The sequence below is a fragment of the Enterocloster sp. HCN-30185 genome, from assembly GCF_037890305.1.
In the GTDB taxonomy this organism is placed as follows: Bacteria; Bacillota; Clostridia; order Lachnospirales; family Lachnospiraceae; genus Enterocloster.
In genome coordinates this window covers 178,879-196,803 of record NZ_JBBKBT010000001.1, presented here as the reverse complement: position 1 = coordinate 196,803, position 17,925 = coordinate 178,879, and the positions used below count along the sequence as shown (strand labels likewise).

The following is a 17,925-nucleotide window of genomic DNA, read 5'->3' as shown; positions in this document are numbered from 1 at the left end:
GTATAAAATTAATATGTTGTATTTTGTACAATGAAAACTAAATAAGGAGGTGCTCCTGTGTTACAGATAGTGGTCACTTTGATGATCGGTGCGGCAATCGCGGCTGTGATCACCTGGTTTATTGCCCATTCCGCCGGTCGTTCCTATGAGCGCAAGCAGTATGAATTAAAGGTAGGAAGCGCGGAAGAAAAGTCCAGAGAGATCATTGACGAAGCCTTAAAGACCGCAGAGACAAAGAAGCGAGAAGCTCTCCTGGAAGCCAAGGAAGAATCTTTAAAGACAAAGAATGAACTGGAAAAGGAAACCAAGGAAAGAAGAGCGGAACTTCAGCGTTATGAAAAGCGTGTGCTGAGCAAGGAAGAAAACGTTGAAAAGAAGGCAGATGCCATGGAAAAGAAGGAGGCAGATCTGATCAGAAGGGAGAATATACTCGGCAAAAGAACGGCTGAGGTAGAAGCCCAGTATGAGCAGGGAATACAGGAATTGGAACGGATATCCGGTCTGACCTCCGAACAGGCAAAAGATTATCTTTTAAAATCTGTTGAAGAAGACGTAAAACATGACACAGCTAAACTGATCAAGGAACTTGAAAACAAGGCAAAAGAAGAAGCTGATAAGAAAGCCAGGAATCTGGTTGTCACAGCCATCCAGCGCTGTGCGGCAGACCATGTGGCTGAAACTACAGTATCTGTGGTACAGCTTCCCAATGATGAGATGAAGGGCCGCATTATCGGCCGTGAGGGACGGAATATCCGTACTCTGGAAACACTGACAGGTGTGGAATTGATCATCGACGATACTCCCGAAGCGGTTGTTTTATCCGGGTTTGACCCCATCCGCAGGGAAGTAGCAAGAATCGCATTGGAGCGTTTGATTGTGGACGGACGGATCCATCCGGCCAGAATCGAGGAAATGGTAGAAAAAGCACGGAGAGAAGTGGAAAACAATATGCGGGAAGAGGGCGAAGCTGCCTGTCTCGAAGTTGGTATCCACGGAATTCATCCGGAACTGGTAAAGCTGCTTGGAAGGATGAAATTCAGGACAAGCTATGGACAGAATGCCTTAAAGCATTCCATCGAAGTAGCGCAGTTATCGGGGCTTTTAGCATCAGAACTTGGGGTGGATGTGCGTTTGGCAAAACGTGCTGGATTGTTACATGACATTGGTAAATCCGTTGACCATGATATGGAAGGCACCCATGTACAGCTGGGAGCAGACCTGTGCAGAAAGTACAAGGAGTCTGCAGTTGTATTAAATGCGGTAGAATCCCATCATGGCGATGTTGAACCTACCAGCCTTATCTCCTGTATCGTTCAGGCGGCAGATACGATTTCTGCTGCAAGACCCGGTGCAAGACGTGAGACGCTGGAGACATATACAAACAGATTGAAACAGTTAGAAGATATCACAAACTCCTTTAAGGGAGTAGACAAATCTTTTGCTATTCAGGCAGGCCGTGAGGTTCGTATTATGGTTGTTCCTGAGCAGATCAGCGATGACGATATGGTATTGCTGGCAAGGGAAGTATCCAAGCGCATTGAAAGCGAACTGGAATATCCGGGACAGATCAAGGTAAATGTGATCCGTGAATCCAGAGTAACCGATTACGCGAAATAGGAAGAAAGCTTCGTCAGGAGAACAGCTGGCGGAGCTTTTTTTGTGTGGGAACGCGATAAAAAGGAATGACAGGCAAATGGAATTGTAAGGAAAAATTCATTGACACTCCATGTGAAAATTTATATTCTAGTGATAGGATCGCATCTAATATATACAAGAACAGGGAGGTTTGCATATGATACATTTAAAAAAGAGGCTGGCCTTTGGACTGGCTGCAGGACTTTTGGCAGCCTGTATAACAGTTCCTGTTTATGGAGCAAGCCGTAAAAAGATCACATCTATTTCACTGACAATCAAGGCGGATATTGAGGCAGATACAGATTATGGCGATGAGACGATTGAAATTGAAAGCAGCAGCAGCCGTTACAATGTAGACGGTTATGAGGTAATGAACGAAGGGTTTGGATGGACGGAGGATACGGTTCCGGAAATCCGGATTATGCTTACTGCCAATGACGATTATTATTTTACATCTCTTGGAACGGATAAGATTACCCTGAAGGGTGGAGCTGAGTTTAAAAAGGCTACCAGACAGGATTCCAGTGAAACACTGCTTTTGGATGTTACCCTTCCTTCCATGCAGAATTCCTTAAAGGATATGGAAGGCGTAACGCTTTCTCAGGAAGGGATTGCGTCATGGCCTGTCATCGGCACAGCGGGAAGTTATGAAGTGAGAGTATACAGGGGAGATAAAATTGTAGGAGCTTCCCTGACAACGGAGACAAACAGCATCAACTGCCGGGAGCGCATGTTAAAGCCAAATGAATCTTACATGGTAAAGGTTCGTGCTGTGAATAAGTTTGATCCGACCATTAAGGGCGAGTGGGTTTCCTCCAACACCATCTATGTAAATGGTGGGCAGGCCGCTGCCTTCCGGGAGAATCCGGATGGTGCAGGAGTAGAGGGAGGATCAGGAGCAGCCGGTGAGTGGAAACAGACAGAAGACGGAAGATGGTGGTATGATCAGGGAGACGGAACGTATCCTGCTGGAGGCTGGCTGGAAATTGGACATAAGTGGTATTTCTTTGACGCAGAGGGCTATATGCAGACAGGATGGATTCCCTGGAATGAAAAGGAGTATTATTGCTCTGAAAATGGAGATATGCTCACAAACTGCATTACTCCGGATCATTATCTGGTAGGAGAGGACGGAGCCAAAATTGCTCAGTAGAAGAGAGGCGGCTGTCAACAAAAATGGAACATCAGGTGCAGCAGGAGGAAGCTCCGGCCGCGCCTTTTTTCCTTAAAGCGTTTACAAAACAGGCAAGAAGCAAGTGAGGTAACAGAAAATGGATAAATGGAAGAATTGGGAACAGAAGTTGATCGAAGCAGTCGATACAGAATATTCCTACCGTCTGGCAAAGAGGATGGAGGAACCAAAAACCAATCCTGTACTGGGATACCGGACTGCCGGATCCAAAGCAGAGCTTGAGACCGGGGATATTCTGTTTGAGGAAATGAAGCGTCTGGGGCTTTCGGATGTGCATAAGGATAAGATCTGCGTGGACAGCTGGGATTTCCACCATGCAGTGCTGCGCTATAAAGACCGTGAAGGAAAGGAGCATGAATTTCAGCTGGGAGCATACCAGACAGAGTTTCATACAGAAGGCTTTCAGAAGTTTTCCATGGTATATCTGGGCCGAGGAACGGCAGAACAGTATGAAAATATAGATGTCACAGGCAAACTGGTCCTCATTGATATCAATCAGAGAGAAGAGTGGTGGATTAATTTTCCGGTCTATCAGGCTCATTTAAAGGGAGCGGCGGCTCTGATCGCAGTTCAGGATAACGGATATGGGGAAATACATAATACGGCCTTAAATGCGCAGGATATCGCAGGACCGAAGGAGGCTGCTGCTTTTTCTATTTCTCAGGCGGACGCAGCTGTGCTCAAAGCAGATCTGGCGTTGGCGGCAGCGGAAGGACACCGGGCATATGGGGAGACAACGGTGCTGTTTGACGCCTGTTCTTCGGTCATCAGAGATCAGGAAACCTTTAATATTGTAGGAAGCATCCCAGGGCGTGAGACGGATTCCATGATCCTGCTATCGGCCCATTACGATTCCTATTTTACGGGCTTTCAGGATGATAATGCGGCAGTTGCCATGATGTTTGGCATTGCAAGGGCTATTTTAAAGACAGGATATAAGCCGAATAAGACGCTGGTGTTCTGCGCGCTGGCTGCGGAGGAGTGGGGCGTAGTGAATTCCAAATATGACTGGTCTGCCGGAGCCTATGAGCAGGTCTTCACAGCCCGGCCGGAATGGCAGGGAAAGGTGTTTGCAGACTTAAATTTCGAACTTCCGGCTCATGCTCACGGCCCGAAAGACGGAGTGAGGTGTACATATGAATATGCTTCGTTTATGGAAGAATTTGTAAAACGCATTAACAACATACCGACTGCTTATCCGGAAGGGCTGGAAGTGGTATATCCCATCCAGACCTGGTCAGATGATTTTTCCATGGCTATTGCGGGAATCCCGTCTATGGTAAATGAATTTAGTGCGGGAGAGTTTATGGAGACCCATTACCATTCCCAGTTTGACAATGAACAGTATTATCAGGAGGACGTATTCCGTTTCCACCATGAGCTCTATGGCAGACTGGTACTTGCCATTGACCGGGCGGCAGTGGTTCCGCTGGACTTTGGACGATTGTTTCAGGCAGTAAAAGCCAGTGTAGACCCGGATATGTGCGGCAGAACCGGAGCCGGTGAGGAAGAACTTTTAAAAAAGCTGAACCGGGCAGGGAAACTGGCAGAAGATTTGTACGACAGAGTAAAGGCTGTGAACCACAGATATGGTGAGCTTTTGGAAGCTGATAGGGAGAATGGACAGGGGGAAGGAACAGAGAACGATCTGCGGAAATTAGAGCGCTGCTGCCGGGAGTTTAACCGCCGCCTGCTTTATATATTCAGAAAGGAACAGGATTATTTTGTGCGTTTGAACTGGCATGACGAAGTGCTGTTTCCTCAGGAAGCAGCAGGAAGCAATCTGGAAGCTATTTACAAGGCACTGGATTGTCTGCGCCAGGGAGATGCTCAGGGCAGTCTGGATGCCGTATATGGGATTGACAATAATCGTTATGCCTTCCAATTTGACCGTGAGGTGTTCAGGTATTTTACGGAATATGTGCTTAATCAGCCGGCAGACCGGCTGAAATGGGGAGCAGGACGTATCATACGCCATGAAAATCTGTTTGAACTTGTGACTGATCTGAAGAACGCTCAGGAAACAGTTGGAGGCCATGGGGCAGATCTGAAGAATGAATATGAGAGACTTCTTAAGGTAGCAGGAAACCAGGAACAGTGCTACCGGGATGATATCCGGTATATGGAAGCTTCTGTGGAAAAGCTGATCGGACAGATGGAAGAGTGCCTGAAGGTTTTTGACAGGGAGGTGCAGTTTTCGTAATATGGAAAGTGATAAATTATACAGGGTAAAAAAAGAGGATCTGCCCAGGCTTCAGGAGCTTTTGGTGGAATGTTTTTCTGGAGATCCTCTGTACTGCCAGCTGATCCCGGATCAGGAAACAAGAAATAGGCTGCTTCCGGAGCTGTTTGAATGCGATCTCACGGAATTTTTTGAAACCTGTGAAATTTTTGCGGAAAGTCCTGATATGAATGCTCTGTTGGTCGTATCAGATGAATCGGAACCCTATAATCCTCTGACCTTTTATCTGGCAGAGGCCTGGGCCGGCCTGAGAACGGACGAGTATCTGATAAAAGAAGATCCCAGTTTAAAGACACTGTGGAATTTTGTAAAAGGGCGGGATTATTTAAATTCCCGCTGGACCGATCAGCTTCATCAGGAGGAACGCCTTCATGTGATCTATCTGGCAGTACGCCCCACTATGCAGCACCACGGGCTGGCGGCTGTTCTCATGGAAGAGGTGATTGCATATGCTCAGTCTCATCACCTGATGGTGTCTCTTGAAACACATAATCCGGCCAATGTTCCCATGTACGAGCATTTCGGCTTTAAGATCTTTGGAATTGTACAGAAAAACTTTGACCTTAAGCAGTACTGCATGATCCGGGAATTCAGGTAGAAGATAAATGCGGTATAACCTTTGATTATACAGGCAATTCCAAAATTGTATATTTGCAAGTACAAAAATTCAGACAGAACGGTTGAAATACACCCCTTTATGAGATATGATAAAAAGAAATTGTCAGCGATAGGAAAGATATAACCTGAGTGAATAGTAATAAAGGGGGAATGCTGGAATGGATTATAATGTAACTCTGATTCCCGGAGATGGGATTGGTCCTGAGATTGTAAGAGAAGCCAAAAAGGTGATGGATCGTGTGGGAGAAGTATATGGTCATTGCTTTCAATATAAAGAGATCCTGATGGGCGGCTGTTCCATTGACGCATATGGAGTGCCCCTTACAGATGAGGCGATGGAGACTGCCAGAGAGAGTGACGCAGTCCTTTTAGGAGCAGTGGGAGGAGATGTGGGAAATTCCCGCTGGTATGATGTGGCACCGGATAAGCGTCCTGAGGCAGGGCTGTTAGCCATCCGCAAGGGACTGGGACTCTTTGCCAACATCCGTCCGGCCTATCTCTACAGCCAGCTTGCAAAGGCCTGTCCCTTAAAGGAAGAAATCATCGGAGACGGCTTTGACATGGTGATCGTGAGGGAACTCACGGGAGGCCTGTATTTCGGAGCACGTCATACAGAAGAGGTGGACGGGGTTATGACAGCCGTGGATACCCTTACCTACAATGAGAAGGAAATCCGCCGTATTGCGGTAAAAGCCTTTGATATCGCCATGAAGCGGCGCAAAAAGGTTACCAGCGTGGATAAGGCCAACGTGCTGGATTCCTCCAGGCTCTGGAGAAAGGTAGTGGAGGAAGTGGCAAAGGACTACCCGGAGGTAGAGCTGTCCCATATGCTGGTGGACAACTGCGCCATGCAGCTGGTGATGAATCCGGGGCAGTTTGACGTGATCCTTACGGAAAATATGTTTGGCGATATTCTTTCCGACGAAGCCAGCATGATCACAGGCTCTATCGGTATGCTGTCCTCCGCCAGCTTAAATGAAACCCGCTTCGGCCTTTATGAGCCAAGCCACGGCTCCGCGCCGGATATTGCGGGAAAGGATCTTGCAAACCCCATTGCGACGATACTTTCTGCCGCAATGATGCTGCGGTATTCCTTTGACCTGGATCAGGAGGCTGATGCAGTGGAGGAGGCAGTCCGCCAGGTACTGGAGGACGGATACCGCACAGGCGATATTATGGCTGAAGGCTGCAAAAAGGTGGGTACCAGAGAAATGGGCGATCAGATTGCAGCGCGCATCTGCCGGACAGAGGCTTAAATACAGAAATAACCCCATAAAAGGAGATCGGACATATGAAAAGTGATGCAGTAAAGACCGGTATGCAGCAGGCGCCTCACCGCTCCCTGTTTAATGCCCTTGGAATGACGGAAGAAGAGATGAAAAAGCCCATGGTGGGTATTGTAAGCTCCTATAATGAGATCGTGCCGGGCCATATGAATCTGGATAAAATTGTGGAGGCTGTAAAACTGGGCGTAGCCATGGCAGGAGGTACTCCGGTGGTGTTTCCGGCTATTGCAGTCTGCGACGGCATTGCCATGGGCCATATCGGCATGAAATATTCTCTGGTAACAAGAGACCTGATTGCAGATTCTACAGAGTGCATGGCGCTGGCCCACCAGTTTGACGCCCTTGTTATGGTTCCCAACTGCGATAAAAATGTGCCGGGGCTTCTGATGGCTGCAGCCAGGATCAATGTGCCTACCGTATTTGTCAGCGGCGGCCCCATGCTGGCAGGCCACGTAAAGGGACACAAGACCAGTCTTTCCAGTATGTTTGAGGCAGTGGGTGCCTATACAGCCGGAACCATTACCGAGGAAGACGTAAAAGAATACGAGAGAAAAACCTGCCCTACCTGCGGCTCCTGCTCCGGCATGTATACAGCTAACAGCATGAACTGCTTAACAGAGGTTCTGGGAATGGGGCTTAAGGGCAACGGAACCATCCCGGCTGTTTACTCCGAACGTATTAAGCTGGCAAAGCACGCCGGCATGCAGGTTATGGAGATGTACCGCAGAAATATCCGACCAAGGGATATTATGACAAAAGAAGCCTTTATGAATGCTATGACTATGGACATGGCCCTGGGCTGCTCCACCAACAGTATGCTCCATCTTCCGGCCATTGCTCATGAGGCGGGCGTGGATTTAAACGTGGATATTGCCAATGAGATCAGCGCCAGAACCCCGAATCTCTGCCATCTGGCTCCTGCAGGCCCTACCTATATGGAGGACTTAAACGAGGCCGGAGGCATCTATGCGGTGATGAACGAGATCAGCAAGAAGGGACTTTTAAATCTGGACTGCATGACCGTAACGGGAAAGACCGTGGGAGAAAATATAAAGAATTGTCCAAACTTAAATCCAGAGGTGATCCGCCCGGTAGAAAATCCCTACAGCCAGACCGGCGGCATCGCCATCCTAAAGGGCAATCTGGCCCCGGATTCCGCCGTGGTAAAGCGTTCTGCCGTTGCGCCTGAGATGTTAAAGCATGAAGGTCCGGCCAGAGTCTTTGACTGTGAGGAGGATGCTATTGCAGCCATCAAGGGAGGAAAGATCGTTGCGGGAGATGTAGTTGTGATCCGCTATGAAGGCCCCAAGGGCGGCCCCGGTATGAGAGAGATGCTCAATCCTACCTCCGCTATTGCAGGAATGGGACTGGGCTCTACGGTAGCTCTGATCACGGACGGACGGTTCTCCGGCGCTTCCAGAGGCGCTTCCATCGGCCATGCATCCCCGGAGGCAGCAGTGGGCGGCCCTATTGCACTGGTGGAAGAAGGGGACCGGATTTCCATTGATATTGACAATCATTCCCTGAATGTCCTTGTATCCGATGAGGAGCTGGAAGCAAGAAGGGCAAAATGGCAGCCCAGAGAACCGAAGGTGACCTCGGGGTATCTGGCAAGATATGCCTCCCTTGTGACCTCCGCGGACAAGGGCGCTATCCTTCAGGTAAAGCAGTAAGAAGATAAAATCAAAATCCCTTTGAGAAGGAGTAACAGGACTATGAGTAAATTGACGGGGGCAGAAATCGTTATTGAATGTTTAAAGGAACAGGGAGTGGATACGGTGTTTGGCTATCCGGGCGGAGCCATCCTGAATATATACGATGCGCTGTATCAGCATCAGCATGAGATTACCCATATTCTTACCTCTCATGAGCAGGGCGCTTCCCATGCGGCAGACGGATATGCCAGAGCCACAGGAAAAGTAGGAGTGTGTCTGGCTACTTCCGGCCCCGGTGCGACCAATCTGGTAACAGGAATCGCCACCGCCTATATGGACTCCGTTCCCGTAGTTGCCATTACCTGCAACGTAGCTAACAGCCTGCTGGGAAAGGACAGTTTCCAGGAGATTGATATTACAGGCGTTACCATGCCCATTACCAAGTACAATTTCATTGTAAAAGATATAAATAAGCTGGCAAAGGTGATTCGCCGTGCTTTCACGATAGCCCAGACCGGCCGTCCCGGCCCGGTGCTGATCGATATCACAAAAGATGTGACTGCGGCTGTATGTGAATATGAGCCTCAGGCTCCGGAGCCTATTGTGCGTCAGAGCGATTCCATTTTAGAGGAGGATGTGGAGCAGGCTATTTCCATGATCCGCAAAGCTCAGAAGCCCTTTATTTTTGTAGGAGGCGGAGCTGTGATCTCCAATGCATCGGAGGAATTGCGGGCATTTGCCAAAAAAATACAGGCTCCAGTGGCGGACAGCCTGATGGGAAAGGGTGCTTATGACGGCACCGATGAGCTTTATACAGGCATGGTAGGCATGCACGGCACAAAAACCTCAAATTTCGGTATCACAGAGGCAGATCTGCTGATCGTAGTGGGAGCACGCTTCAGCGACCGCGTGACGGGAAATGCCTCCAAATTTGCAAAAAATGCCAAAATTCTCCAGATTGATATTGACCGTGCGGAAATCAATAAAAATATCCATGTGGATGCCCGGATCATCGGAGACGCCAAGGTCATCTTGAGAAAGCTCAATGCCAGGCTGGATCCCATCAACCATGACGAATGGATCGCCCATATTGAGCGGATGAAGGATATGTATCCTCTGCGTTACGACAAGTCTGTGCTTACAGGGCCGTTTATCATACAGACCATCAATGAGATGACAAAGGGAGACGCTGTGATCGTCACTGAGGTGGGACAGCATCAGATGTGGGCGGCCCAGTATTATGAATACCGCTATCCCAGATCTCTTTTAACCTCCGGCGGTCTGGGAACCATGGGCTATGGCCTGGGAGCAGCCATTGGAGCCAAGATGGGCTGTAAGGACAAGACGGTGATCAATATTGCCGGAGACGGCTGCTTCCGCATGAATATGAACGAGATCGCTACTGCCACCCGTTACAATATCCCTGTGATTCAGGTGATATTAAATAATCATGTGCTGGGAATGGTGCGTCAGTGGCAGACGCTCTTTTACGGAAAGCGCTATTCCCAGACGGTGCTCAATGATGCAGTGGACTTTGTAAAGATTGCAGAGGCCATGGGCGCAAAGGCGTACCGTGTGACCCAGAAGGAGGAGCTGGAGCCGGTTTTAAGAGAGGCCATCAGCCTGAATATTCCCGTTGTGATCGACTGTCAGATCGGCTGTGATGACAAGGTATTTCCCATGGTATCTCCGGGAGCACCCATTGCAGATGCCTTTGATGATACAGATTTGAAAATTGGATAGTAAATATACAGCCGGCAGGAAGGTATTAAGTCGCCTTCCTGATCTGGCTGTATTTTTTTGGAAATACTAAGAGAAAAGAAAAAATATTCTGAAATTTATGCTTGAAAATTTCGTAAAAAAGGAGTATAGTGTTTTCAATGCATTATCACTACATCATGATAAAGCGAATATAGGCGGACAGTTTGCATAGTGAAAAACTGTCTGCATATATATAAATACAGGTGCAGGGCAAAAAATGAAAGGTACCCAGAATAAGGAGGAGACAGGATGAGCAGAGTTTATAATTTTTCCGCAGGTCCGGCTGTGCTGCCGGAGGCTGTTCTGAAGGAAGCTGCAGCAGAGATGCTGGATTACAGAGGCACTGGAATGTCAGTGATGGAGATGAGCCACCGTTCAAAATCATACGATGACATTATCAAGGCTGCGGAATCAGATCTGCGGGACCTTTTACAGATTCCTGATAATTACCGGGTGCTTTTCATGCAGGGCGGCGCATCCCAGCAGTTCGCCATGGTTCCCATGAACCTGATGAAGAACCGGGTAGCAGATTACATTATCACCGGACAGTGGGCGAAAAAGGCCCATAAGGAAGCCGGGATGTACGGACAGGCAAATGTTGTTGCATCCAGTGCAGACAAGACATTTTCCTATATTCCTGACTGTTCCGATCTTCCCATTTCAGAAAATGCGGACTATGTGTATATCTGTGAGAACAACACCATTTACGGAACCAAGTTCTGGACCCTTCCCAATACAAAGGGCAAGGATCTGGTGGCAGACCAGTCTTCCTGCTTCTTATCTGAGCCGGTGGATGTGACGAAATACGGCCTTATTTTTGCAGGTGCCCAGAAAAATGTAGGACCTGCAGGAACGGTCATTGCCATTATCAGAGAGGATCTGATCCGAGAGGATGTGCTGGATGGAACACCCACCATGCTGCGCTACAAAACCCATGCGGATGCAGGCTCCCTGTACAACACCCCCCCTACCTACGGCATTTACATCTGCGGCAAGGTATTTAAGTGGCTAAAGGAAATGGGCGGTCTGGAGGAAATGAAAAAGTGCAACGAGAAGAAGGCAAAGCTTCTCTATGATTTCCTGGATCAGAGCCGTCTCTTTAAGGGGACTGTGGAAAAGAAGGATCGTTCCCTTATGAATGTGCCCTTTATCACGGGAAATGAGGAAATGGACGCGCTTTTTGTAAAGGAGTCTAAGGCAGCGGGTCTTGAAAACTTAAAGGGACACCGCACCGTAGGAGGCATGAGAGCCAGCATTTACAATGCAATGCCCATGGAGGGCGTGGAGAAGCTGGTAGCCTTTATGGATGAGTTTGAGAAGAAATGGGGGCAGGGGAAATGAAAAAGATTCAGTGCTTAAATCCAATTGCTGCCTGCGGAACTGAGCTGTTCCCGGCAGATTATACCTTTACCGATCAGATGGCAGAGGCAGATGCGGTTCTGGTGCGCAGCGCCTCCATGCATGAGCTGGAGCTTCCGGAAGGACTTCTGGCCGTAGGCCGTGCCGGAGCCGGTGTGAATAATATCCCTCTGGATGAATGTGCCAAAAAGGGAATCGTGGTATTTAATACTCCGGGAGCCAATGCAAACGGCGTAAAGGAGCTGGTTTTGGCAGGGCTCTTCCTGGCTTCCAGAGATATTGCAGGAGGACTTGCATGGTGTAAGGAAAATGCCGCAGATCCCCAGATTGCGAAGACAACGGAAAAGAGCAAAAAGGCCTTTGCAGGCTGTGAAATAAAGGGAAAGAAATTGGGTGTCATCGGTCTTGGAGCCATCGGCGCAGAAGTGGCAAACGCAGCTACCCATCTGGGAATGGATGTATATGGCTATGATCCCTATATCTCTGTTAATGCCGCCTGGAGGCTTTCCAGAAATGTAAAGCATATTACCAATGTGGACACCATTTTCCAGGAGTGTGATTACATAACCGTTCATGTGCCGCTTATGGAGTCTACAAAGGGCATGATTAATAAAGAAAAGCTGGACATGATGAAGGATGGCGTGGTAGTATTAAACTTTGCCAGAGACACACTGGTAAATGATGACGATATGGCAGAGGCGCTGGCATCCGGTAAGGTGGCCCGCTATGTAAGCGACTTCCCCAATCCCAAAGCAGCCAATATGGATCGTGTGATCCTGACGCCTCATCTGGGAGCATCCACAAAGGAGTCTGAGGATAACTGTGCAGTGATGGCTGTTAAAGAGCTGACGGATTATCTGGAAAATGGAAACATCCGCAATTCCGTGAATTTCCCGGCCTGCGATATGGGTGTATGCCAGGCAGAAAGCCGGATCGCGGTGCTTCATATGAATATCCCAAATATGATCGGACAGATTACGGGAATTCTGGCAGCCCAGGGCGTAAATATTACGGACATGACAAATAAGAGCCGTGATAAGTATGCTTATACGCTTCTGGATCTGGAGCATAAGCTGGAAGCGGCTACCATTGAGAAATTAAAAGCCATCGAGGGTGTGCTCAGGGTGCGCAAGGTAAAATAAGTGATAATGAAGCCTGTGATGTTAAGGCATCGGCAGTGTGAATTGTAAGAGCCTTCATGGCCGGCCGGCTGTGGAGGCTTTTTGGTCTCTGCGATCAGCCGGATGGCTGTGAGGGCTTTTTGAGTCTCTGGCCTCTGCGGACAGGGAGAATAGAAAGAGGAGAAAAATTATGGCAGCAGTAAAACCATTTATCTGTATCAGACCCAGGGGGGAGATGGCGGCCCGTACAGCGGCCCTCCCCTATGATGTATATAATCGGCAGGAGGCCTGTGAGGCCGTCAAGGGGAACCCATATTCATTTTTAAATATTGACCGTCCGGAGACACAGTTTCCGGCAGAGGTAGACACATATGATGACCGGGTATATGAAAAGGCCAGGGAGCTTCTTGACAGCCAGATCAAAGAGGGCATATATGTAACAGATCCCGATCCTGCCTACTATCTGTATGAGCTTACCATGGATGGACGCAGCCAGACCGGGATCGTGGCCTGCTGCGCAGTGGATGACTATATAAACGGGGTCATCAAAAAGCATGAGAATACCAGAGAAGACAAGGAGCAGGACCGCATCCGCCATGTGGATGCCACCAACGCCCATACAGGCCCTATTTTTCTGACTTACCGCAGGCAGGAGGAATTAAAACGCCTAGTGGAGCAGGCAAAAAATGAGAAGGCTCTGTATGATTTTGTATCAGAGGACGGTATCCGCCACAGGGTATGGAAAATAGGTGATCCCGGGATGGTAAAGGCAGTAGAGGAGGCCTTTGAGAAGCTTTCTGCGGCCTATATTGCAGACGGCCACCACAGAGCGGCTTCAGCCGTCAAGGCGGGACTTAAAAGACGGAAGGAAAACCCGGACTACACGGGAAAAGAGCCCTTTAACTATTTTCTGTCTGTTCTGTTCCCCGATGATGAGCTGATGATCCTGCCCTATAACCGGGTGGTAAAGGACTTGAACGGTCTGGAAAAAGAGGGATTTTTAAAGAAGGCAGAAGAAAAATTTGAGATTCATCTTTTGGGAAAGGAGGCCTTTGCCCCGGATCAGAAGGGAACCTTTGGAATGTATCTGGAGGGAGAATGGTACGGTCTGAAGATAAGGCCGGAATATGAGAGTGAAGATCCGGTCGCAGGGCTGGATGTATCCATTCTTCAGGATCAGCTTTTAGGACCTGTTCTTGGAATCGGTGATCCGAGAACAGACTGCAGAATTGATTTTATCGGAGGAATCCGGGGATTAAAGGAGTTGGAACGCAGAGCGGACAGCGATATGAAGCTTGCATTTTCCATGTATCCCACTTCCATTACAGAGCTTTTGGCGGTGGCGGATGCAGGACAGCTGATGCCGCCTAAATCCACCTGGTTTGAGCCAAAACTCAGAAGCGGGCTGTTTATCCACCGCCTGTCATAGAAGGAGCCAGAGAACTGCCTTCTTCCGGGGAACTGCCTTCTTCGGGGAGATTGCCGCCCCTTTGTGGATCCGCTTCCTTCATGCCATAGACGCGGATCCATTCCTTGGTGCCCTCTACCTTGACTGTTTCACAGCGGCTGCGTTCCAGAAACTGGATCAGCCCATAGCAGTCGATCCACACCTCCTTTCCCTCCTGGCGGCGGGCTTCGTCAAAGATCAGCTCCAGTCCGAAATGGAGGTGTGGTGTGTCGATGTTGTTGGTATTTTCCGTAGTGCTGTAGCCGGTGCGGCCCAGATAGCCGATCACGTCTCCGGCCTGGACATAGGAACCCTGAGAGAGATTGGACTGGTAGGGGTAGTTTTTGCGCAGATGGGCGTAGTAATAGTAACGTTTCTGATCCAGGCTGCGGATCCCAATCCTCCAGCCGCCATAGGGGTTCCAGCCAATGGCTTCCACATAGCCGGACTCTACGGCGATAATGGGGGTTCCTACCTGCCCCATCATGTCATGGCCCAGGTGCTGGCGCTTAAAGCCATAGCTTCTTGCTGCCCCGAAATCATCATAATCATTGTAGGGAAAGCCCTTGGCGATGGGAGAAAAGGCTTTCAGGCCGTATTTTGTGACCCAGATGGTGCCAGAGTCCTGATCCTGATTTTCAGAGACATATTCCGGCGGGGCTTCGCTTACAGGGATTTCCGCTTTAAATACTCCTACCATTCCGTCCAGGACGGCTCCGTATGCTTCTCTGTAGTAGTCAAAGTTCTTCGATTTTTCTTTCAGTGTGTCCATTGTCGTTTCACCCTTTAATACCGCTTCTGCCATGGCTTCCATATCCTTTGGCCGGTAGGAGGAAAAATCTCCGCCGTACCGGCTGCCAAGGAGAGCAAGAAGATCGACCCAGTTTAGATGGATCGGGCTTTGAACGGTATCTACATCATAGCGGAAGGCCTGATTTAAGGCTTCGGCTGTTACATTAAAATCCACCCACTTTATACTGCTTTTTGCCGGGGCTTTTGAGGCATCGGAGGAAGATGCCAAAGGGCGGCCGGAAAGAACGTTTAAGGCTTTTTGGTGAAAGGCCGGAAAAAGGCCGGAGAACAGAAATACAAGTGCTGCAAGCTCCGCCCAAATGACCGCCTGGGAGTGCTTGTGGAAAAAACTGGAAATATGGGAAATAAAATGAGGGAAAAGCTTCATCAAAAGTACCTCTTTAGAATAAGGTCCTGAGAACAGTCTATGGGGTGGGATGGGAAAATATGATGGTGGGGAAGAGACGGCCAAATTAAATTGAGAAAATGATGCGTATGTGGTAAAATAAGGACAGAATGCGAGCCATGTGGGGTTGTATGAGGCGGCATAGGACAAGGAGGAGTAAACGTGGAAAATTTTGAATTTTATGCACCGACGCGGATGATTTTTGGAAAGGATACCCATCTTAAGGTGGGAAAGCTGATCCGGGAGTATGGCTTTAAGAAGGTTCTCATTCATTTTGGCGGAGGAAGCGTGAAGCGGACGGGTCTTCTTGATACGGTTTGCAGGTCATTGGAGGAAGAAGGGATCGGATATGTGCTGCTAGGAGGCGTTCAGGCCAATCCGGTTCTTTCCATGGCAAGAAAGGGTATTGAGCTGTGCCGGAGGGAACAGGTAGATTTTATCCTAGCAGTAGGCGGAGGAAGCGTGATCGATTCCTCCAAGTGCATAGCAGACGGCGTAGGGAATCCTGATGTGGATGTATGGAAATTCCATATGAAGGAAGCTGTTCCGAAGAAGGCCCTCCCTGTTGGTGTTATTCTTACATTGGCTGCCGCAGGCAGTGAGATGAGCGCCTCCTGCGTGATCACTAACGAGGAAAACGGCCTAAAGAGAGGTTTTAACAGTGTAACTCACAGGCCTTTATTTTCCATCTGTAACCCGGAGCTGACCTATACCGTAAATGCCTTCCAGACAGGCTGCGGCACAGTGGATATTATGATGCATACTCTGGAGCGGTATTTCAGTCTGGGACATGATACAAGCCTTACAGACCGTATGGCGGAGGGACTGTTAAAGGCTGTGATCGAGGCAGGAAGGATTGTCCATGAAAATCCGGAGGATTATGAGGCAAGAGCGGCACTGATGTGGGCTGGAAGCCTTTCCCACAATGACCTGACCGGAGCAGGAAGACAGGTATTTATGCCGGTTCATCAGTTAGAGCATGAACTGTCGGGAATGGACGACCGGATCGCCCATGGTGCAGGCCTGTCGGCGCTCTGGGCTTCCTGGGCCAGATATGTATATCAGAATGATGTGAACCGTTTTGCGCAGTATGCAGTGAATGTATGGAATCAGGAGATGGATTTTGAACATCCGGAGCGTACGGCGCAGGCCGGTATCCGGGAAACGGAAGATTACTTTAAATCCCTGGATATGCCGGTGAGCTTAAAGGAACTGGGCGTGGATCCTGCATCCTTTAAGGTGATGGCAGAAAAATGCTCCGGAGGTGGAGCACGCAGGCTGACAGGCATCCGGGAACTGGATGAGGAAGACATGATCCGCATCTATGAGATGGCTATGGGTGAGTGAGACCGTACAGTGATATAGGAAATGCTCCGGGCAGTTTATGAGACTGCCGGAGCATTTTTTCGCTGCTGTAACTTGTATCAAGGAGATCCTGCAGCCGGATTTACAGTGCGATGATCTCACGGTCATCCGGCACATACAGTTCTCCCCGGTAATAGGTATGTCCTTCTGCCGTATAGAGCGCCTTGCGTTCAGAGATCTGTTTATCTTCGGTGTGCCACAGAAGCAGATGGGGGATTTTAAGCTCTTCGGCCAGTTCACAGGCCTCCTTTACGGTGCTGTGATGCTTTTCATATGGTTTAAAGCGGTCTCTGTCTTTGTAGAGGCAGAAGGCTTCGTGGAGCAGCCAGGAGCTTCCCTTTACAATGGATACGCATTCGCGGTTTAATGGTTCATCTCCGGCGAATGTAAGCTTTTTCCCGTTTTTTAAAACCGTGGTGAAGCCGAATTGCTTTGCCTTGGTAGAGAGAATATCAAAAAATGTCACATCATAATCCAGAATGTGTACGGTTTCTCCATCCTCTACAGGAACAAGGAAAATCCGTTCTCCGATCATGTTGTAAAATTTCCCCTGCAATGTCAGGCGGCAGAGGGTGGAAATAGTTTCGGTAAGATCCGGATGGCAGTAGATCTGAAGCTGTCCCCGATAGGCATCTTTTTTCATGGCAGCAGCAATCATGCGGATCATCCATACGATCCCCAAAATGTGATCCGTGTGCTCATGGGTCACGAAAATATGGTGGATATGAGAAAGATCCACATTCATTTCTTCCAGAATCTTAAGGATTCCGTTTCCGCCTCCGGCGTCGACCATAAAAAATTCATCCTCATCTTTTAAGGCAAAGCAGGTATTGTAGCAGTGCACTGCCTGGGCGTTTCCGGTTCCGAATACATATAATTTTTCCATAGATTTTCCTTTCCAAAAGAGTTTGTCATAAATTTTTAAATCATGTTTTATGGGAAAAACTTTAAAATATGCTACAAATATGGTACTATAATCCTAGCGAAATTGCAATAAGTGTACAGTTTTGAGTTTCCGCATTTCGCACCGCACCCTGGAGTCTGGT

The 17,925-nt window shown here is 48.7% G+C and carries 13 protein-coding genes; 11 read left to right on the top strand and 2 right to left on the bottom strand.

Annotated elements, in window-relative coordinates; translation table 11 throughout:
* Nucleotides 1-57 precede the first annotated feature (57 nt).
* The 10 genes from rny (at nucleotide 58) to WKT10_RS00840 (ending at nucleotide 14,298) form a co-directional block, all read left to right on the top strand.
* The gene (gene rny, locus WKT10_RS00885) at nucleotides 58-1,617 is read left to right on the top strand and encodes a ribonuclease Y (RefSeq protein WP_066544583.1); all 1,560 of its coding nucleotides are present in this window, start codon (nucleotides 58-60) and stop codon (nucleotides 1,615-1,617) included.
* A gap of 175 nt (nucleotides 1,618-1,792) precedes the next feature.
* Entirely contained in the window at nucleotides 1,793-2,788 is a 996-nt protein-coding gene (locus WKT10_RS00880) for a hypothetical protein (protein ID WP_066544581.1), read from the top strand.
* Nucleotides 2,789-2,906: 118 nt separating this feature from the next.
* On the top strand, nucleotides 2,907-5,030 hold the full coding sequence (locus tag WKT10_RS00875) for a M28 family peptidase (protein WP_337434323.1): 2,124 nt from the start codon (nucleotides 2,907-2,909) through the stop codon (nucleotides 5,028-5,030).
* A gap of 1 nt (nucleotide 5,031) precedes the next feature.
* The gene (locus WKT10_RS00870) at nucleotides 5,032-5,667 is read left to right on the top strand and encodes a GNAT family N-acetyltransferase (protein ID WP_066544577.1); all 636 of its coding nucleotides are present in this window, start codon (nucleotides 5,032-5,034) and stop codon (nucleotides 5,665-5,667) included.
* Between the two features lie 178 nt (nucleotides 5,668-5,845).
* Nucleotides 5,846-6,943, top strand: coding sequence for a 3-isopropylmalate dehydrogenase (gene leuB / locus WKT10_RS00865; RefSeq protein ID WP_296036178.1), 1,098 nt, complete (start codon nucleotides 5,846-5,848; stop codon nucleotides 6,941-6,943).
* Nucleotides 6,944-6,978: 35 nt separating this feature from the next.
* Nucleotides 6,979-8,646 (top strand): dihydroxy-acid dehydratase, encoded by a 1,668-nt coding sequence (gene ilvD / locus WKT10_RS00860; protein WP_317437762.1) that lies wholly within the window; start codon nucleotides 6,979-6,981, stop codon nucleotides 8,644-8,646.
* 42 nt (nucleotides 8,647-8,688) lie between these two features.
* A complete protein-coding gene (ilvB, locus tag WKT10_RS00855) occupies nucleotides 8,689-10,371 on the top strand; it encodes a biosynthetic-type acetolactate synthase large subunit (protein WP_066544572.1) in 1,683 nt (560 codons plus the stop codon).
* A gap of 267 nt (nucleotides 10,372-10,638) precedes the next feature.
* Complete coding sequence (gene serC, locus WKT10_RS00850) at nucleotides 10,639-11,730, top strand: 3-phosphoserine/phosphohydroxythreonine transaminase (protein ID WP_340274826.1); 1,092 nt, start codon at nucleotides 10,639-10,641, stop codon at nucleotides 11,728-11,730.
* Nucleotides 11,727-12,890, top strand: coding sequence for a phosphoglycerate dehydrogenase (locus WKT10_RS00845; RefSeq protein ID WP_340274824.1), 1,164 nt, complete (start codon nucleotides 11,727-11,729; stop codon nucleotides 12,888-12,890). Before serC ends, WKT10_RS00845 begins: the two co-directional genes overlap by 4 nt.
* 169 nt (nucleotides 12,891-13,059) lie before the next feature.
* On the top strand, nucleotides 13,060-14,298 hold the full coding sequence (locus WKT10_RS00840; protein ID WP_340274822.1) for a DUF1015 domain-containing protein: 1,239 nt from the start codon (nucleotides 13,060-13,062) through the stop codon (nucleotides 14,296-14,298).
* Here WKT10_RS00840 and WKT10_RS00835 read toward each other — a convergent pair.
* Nucleotides 14,279-15,496: a M23 family metallopeptidase gene (locus tag WKT10_RS00835; protein ID WP_340274820.1), complete on the bottom strand. Its 1,218-nt coding sequence runs from the start codon at nucleotides 15,494-15,496 to the stop codon at nucleotides 14,279-14,281. The two genes, WKT10_RS00840 and WKT10_RS00835, sit on opposite strands and share 20 nt — an antisense overlap.
* Nucleotides 15,497-15,676: 180 nt before the next feature.
* Here WKT10_RS00835 and WKT10_RS00830 point away from each other — a divergent pair, with 180 nt between their 5' ends.
* Nucleotides 15,677-16,861: an iron-containing alcohol dehydrogenase gene (locus tag WKT10_RS00830; RefSeq protein ID WP_296036162.1), complete on the top strand. Its 1,185-nt coding sequence runs from the start codon at nucleotides 15,677-15,679 to the stop codon at nucleotides 16,859-16,861.
* 100 nt (nucleotides 16,862-16,961) lie between these two features.
* Here the strand turns inward: WKT10_RS00830 and WKT10_RS00825 are convergent, their stop codons facing one another.
* Entirely contained in the window at nucleotides 16,962-17,765 is an 804-nt protein-coding gene (locus WKT10_RS00825) for an MBL fold metallo-hydrolase (RefSeq protein ID WP_066544560.1), read from the bottom strand.
* Nucleotides 17,766-17,925: the final 160 nt, after the last annotated feature.

Bases quoted from the DNA above. Each gene is read 5' to 3' on its own strand.
- WKT10_RS00880 (WP_066544581.1), top strand. From the start codon at position 1,793: ATGATACATTTAAAAAAGAGGCTGGCCTTTGGACTGGCTGCAGGACTT.
- WKT10_RS00875 (WP_337434323.1), top strand. From the start codon at position 2,907: ATGGATAAATGGAAGAATTGGGAACAGAAGTTGATCGAAGCAGTCGAT.
- WKT10_RS00870 (WP_066544577.1), top strand. From the start codon at position 5,032: ATGGAAAGTGATAAATTATACAGGGTAAAAAAAGAGGATCTGCCCAGG.
- leuB (WP_296036178.1), top strand. From the start codon at position 5,846: ATGGATTATAATGTAACTCTGATTCCCGGAGATGGGATTGGTCCTGAG.
- ilvD (WP_317437762.1), top strand. From the start codon at position 6,979: ATGAAAAGTGATGCAGTAAAGACCGGTATGCAGCAGGCGCCTCACCGC.
- ilvB (WP_066544572.1), top strand. From the start codon at position 8,689: ATGAGTAAATTGACGGGGGCAGAAATCGTTATTGAATGTTTAAAGGAA.
- serC (WP_340274826.1), top strand. From the start codon at position 10,639: ATGAGCAGAGTTTATAATTTTTCCGCAGGTCCGGCTGTGCTGCCGGAG.
- WKT10_RS00845 (WP_340274824.1), top strand. From the start codon at position 11,727: ATGAAAAAGATTCAGTGCTTAAATCCAATTGCTGCCTGCGGAACTGAG.
- WKT10_RS00840 (WP_340274822.1), top strand. From the start codon at position 13,060: ATGGCAGCAGTAAAACCATTTATCTGTATCAGACCCAGGGGGGAGATG.
- WKT10_RS00835 (WP_340274820.1), bottom strand. From the start codon at position 15,496: ATGAAGCTTTTCCCTCATTTTATTTCCCATATTTCCAGTTTTTTCCAC.
- WKT10_RS00825 (WP_066544560.1), bottom strand. From the start codon at position 17,765: ATGGAAAAATTATATGTATTCGGAACCGGAAACGCCCAGGCAGTGCAC.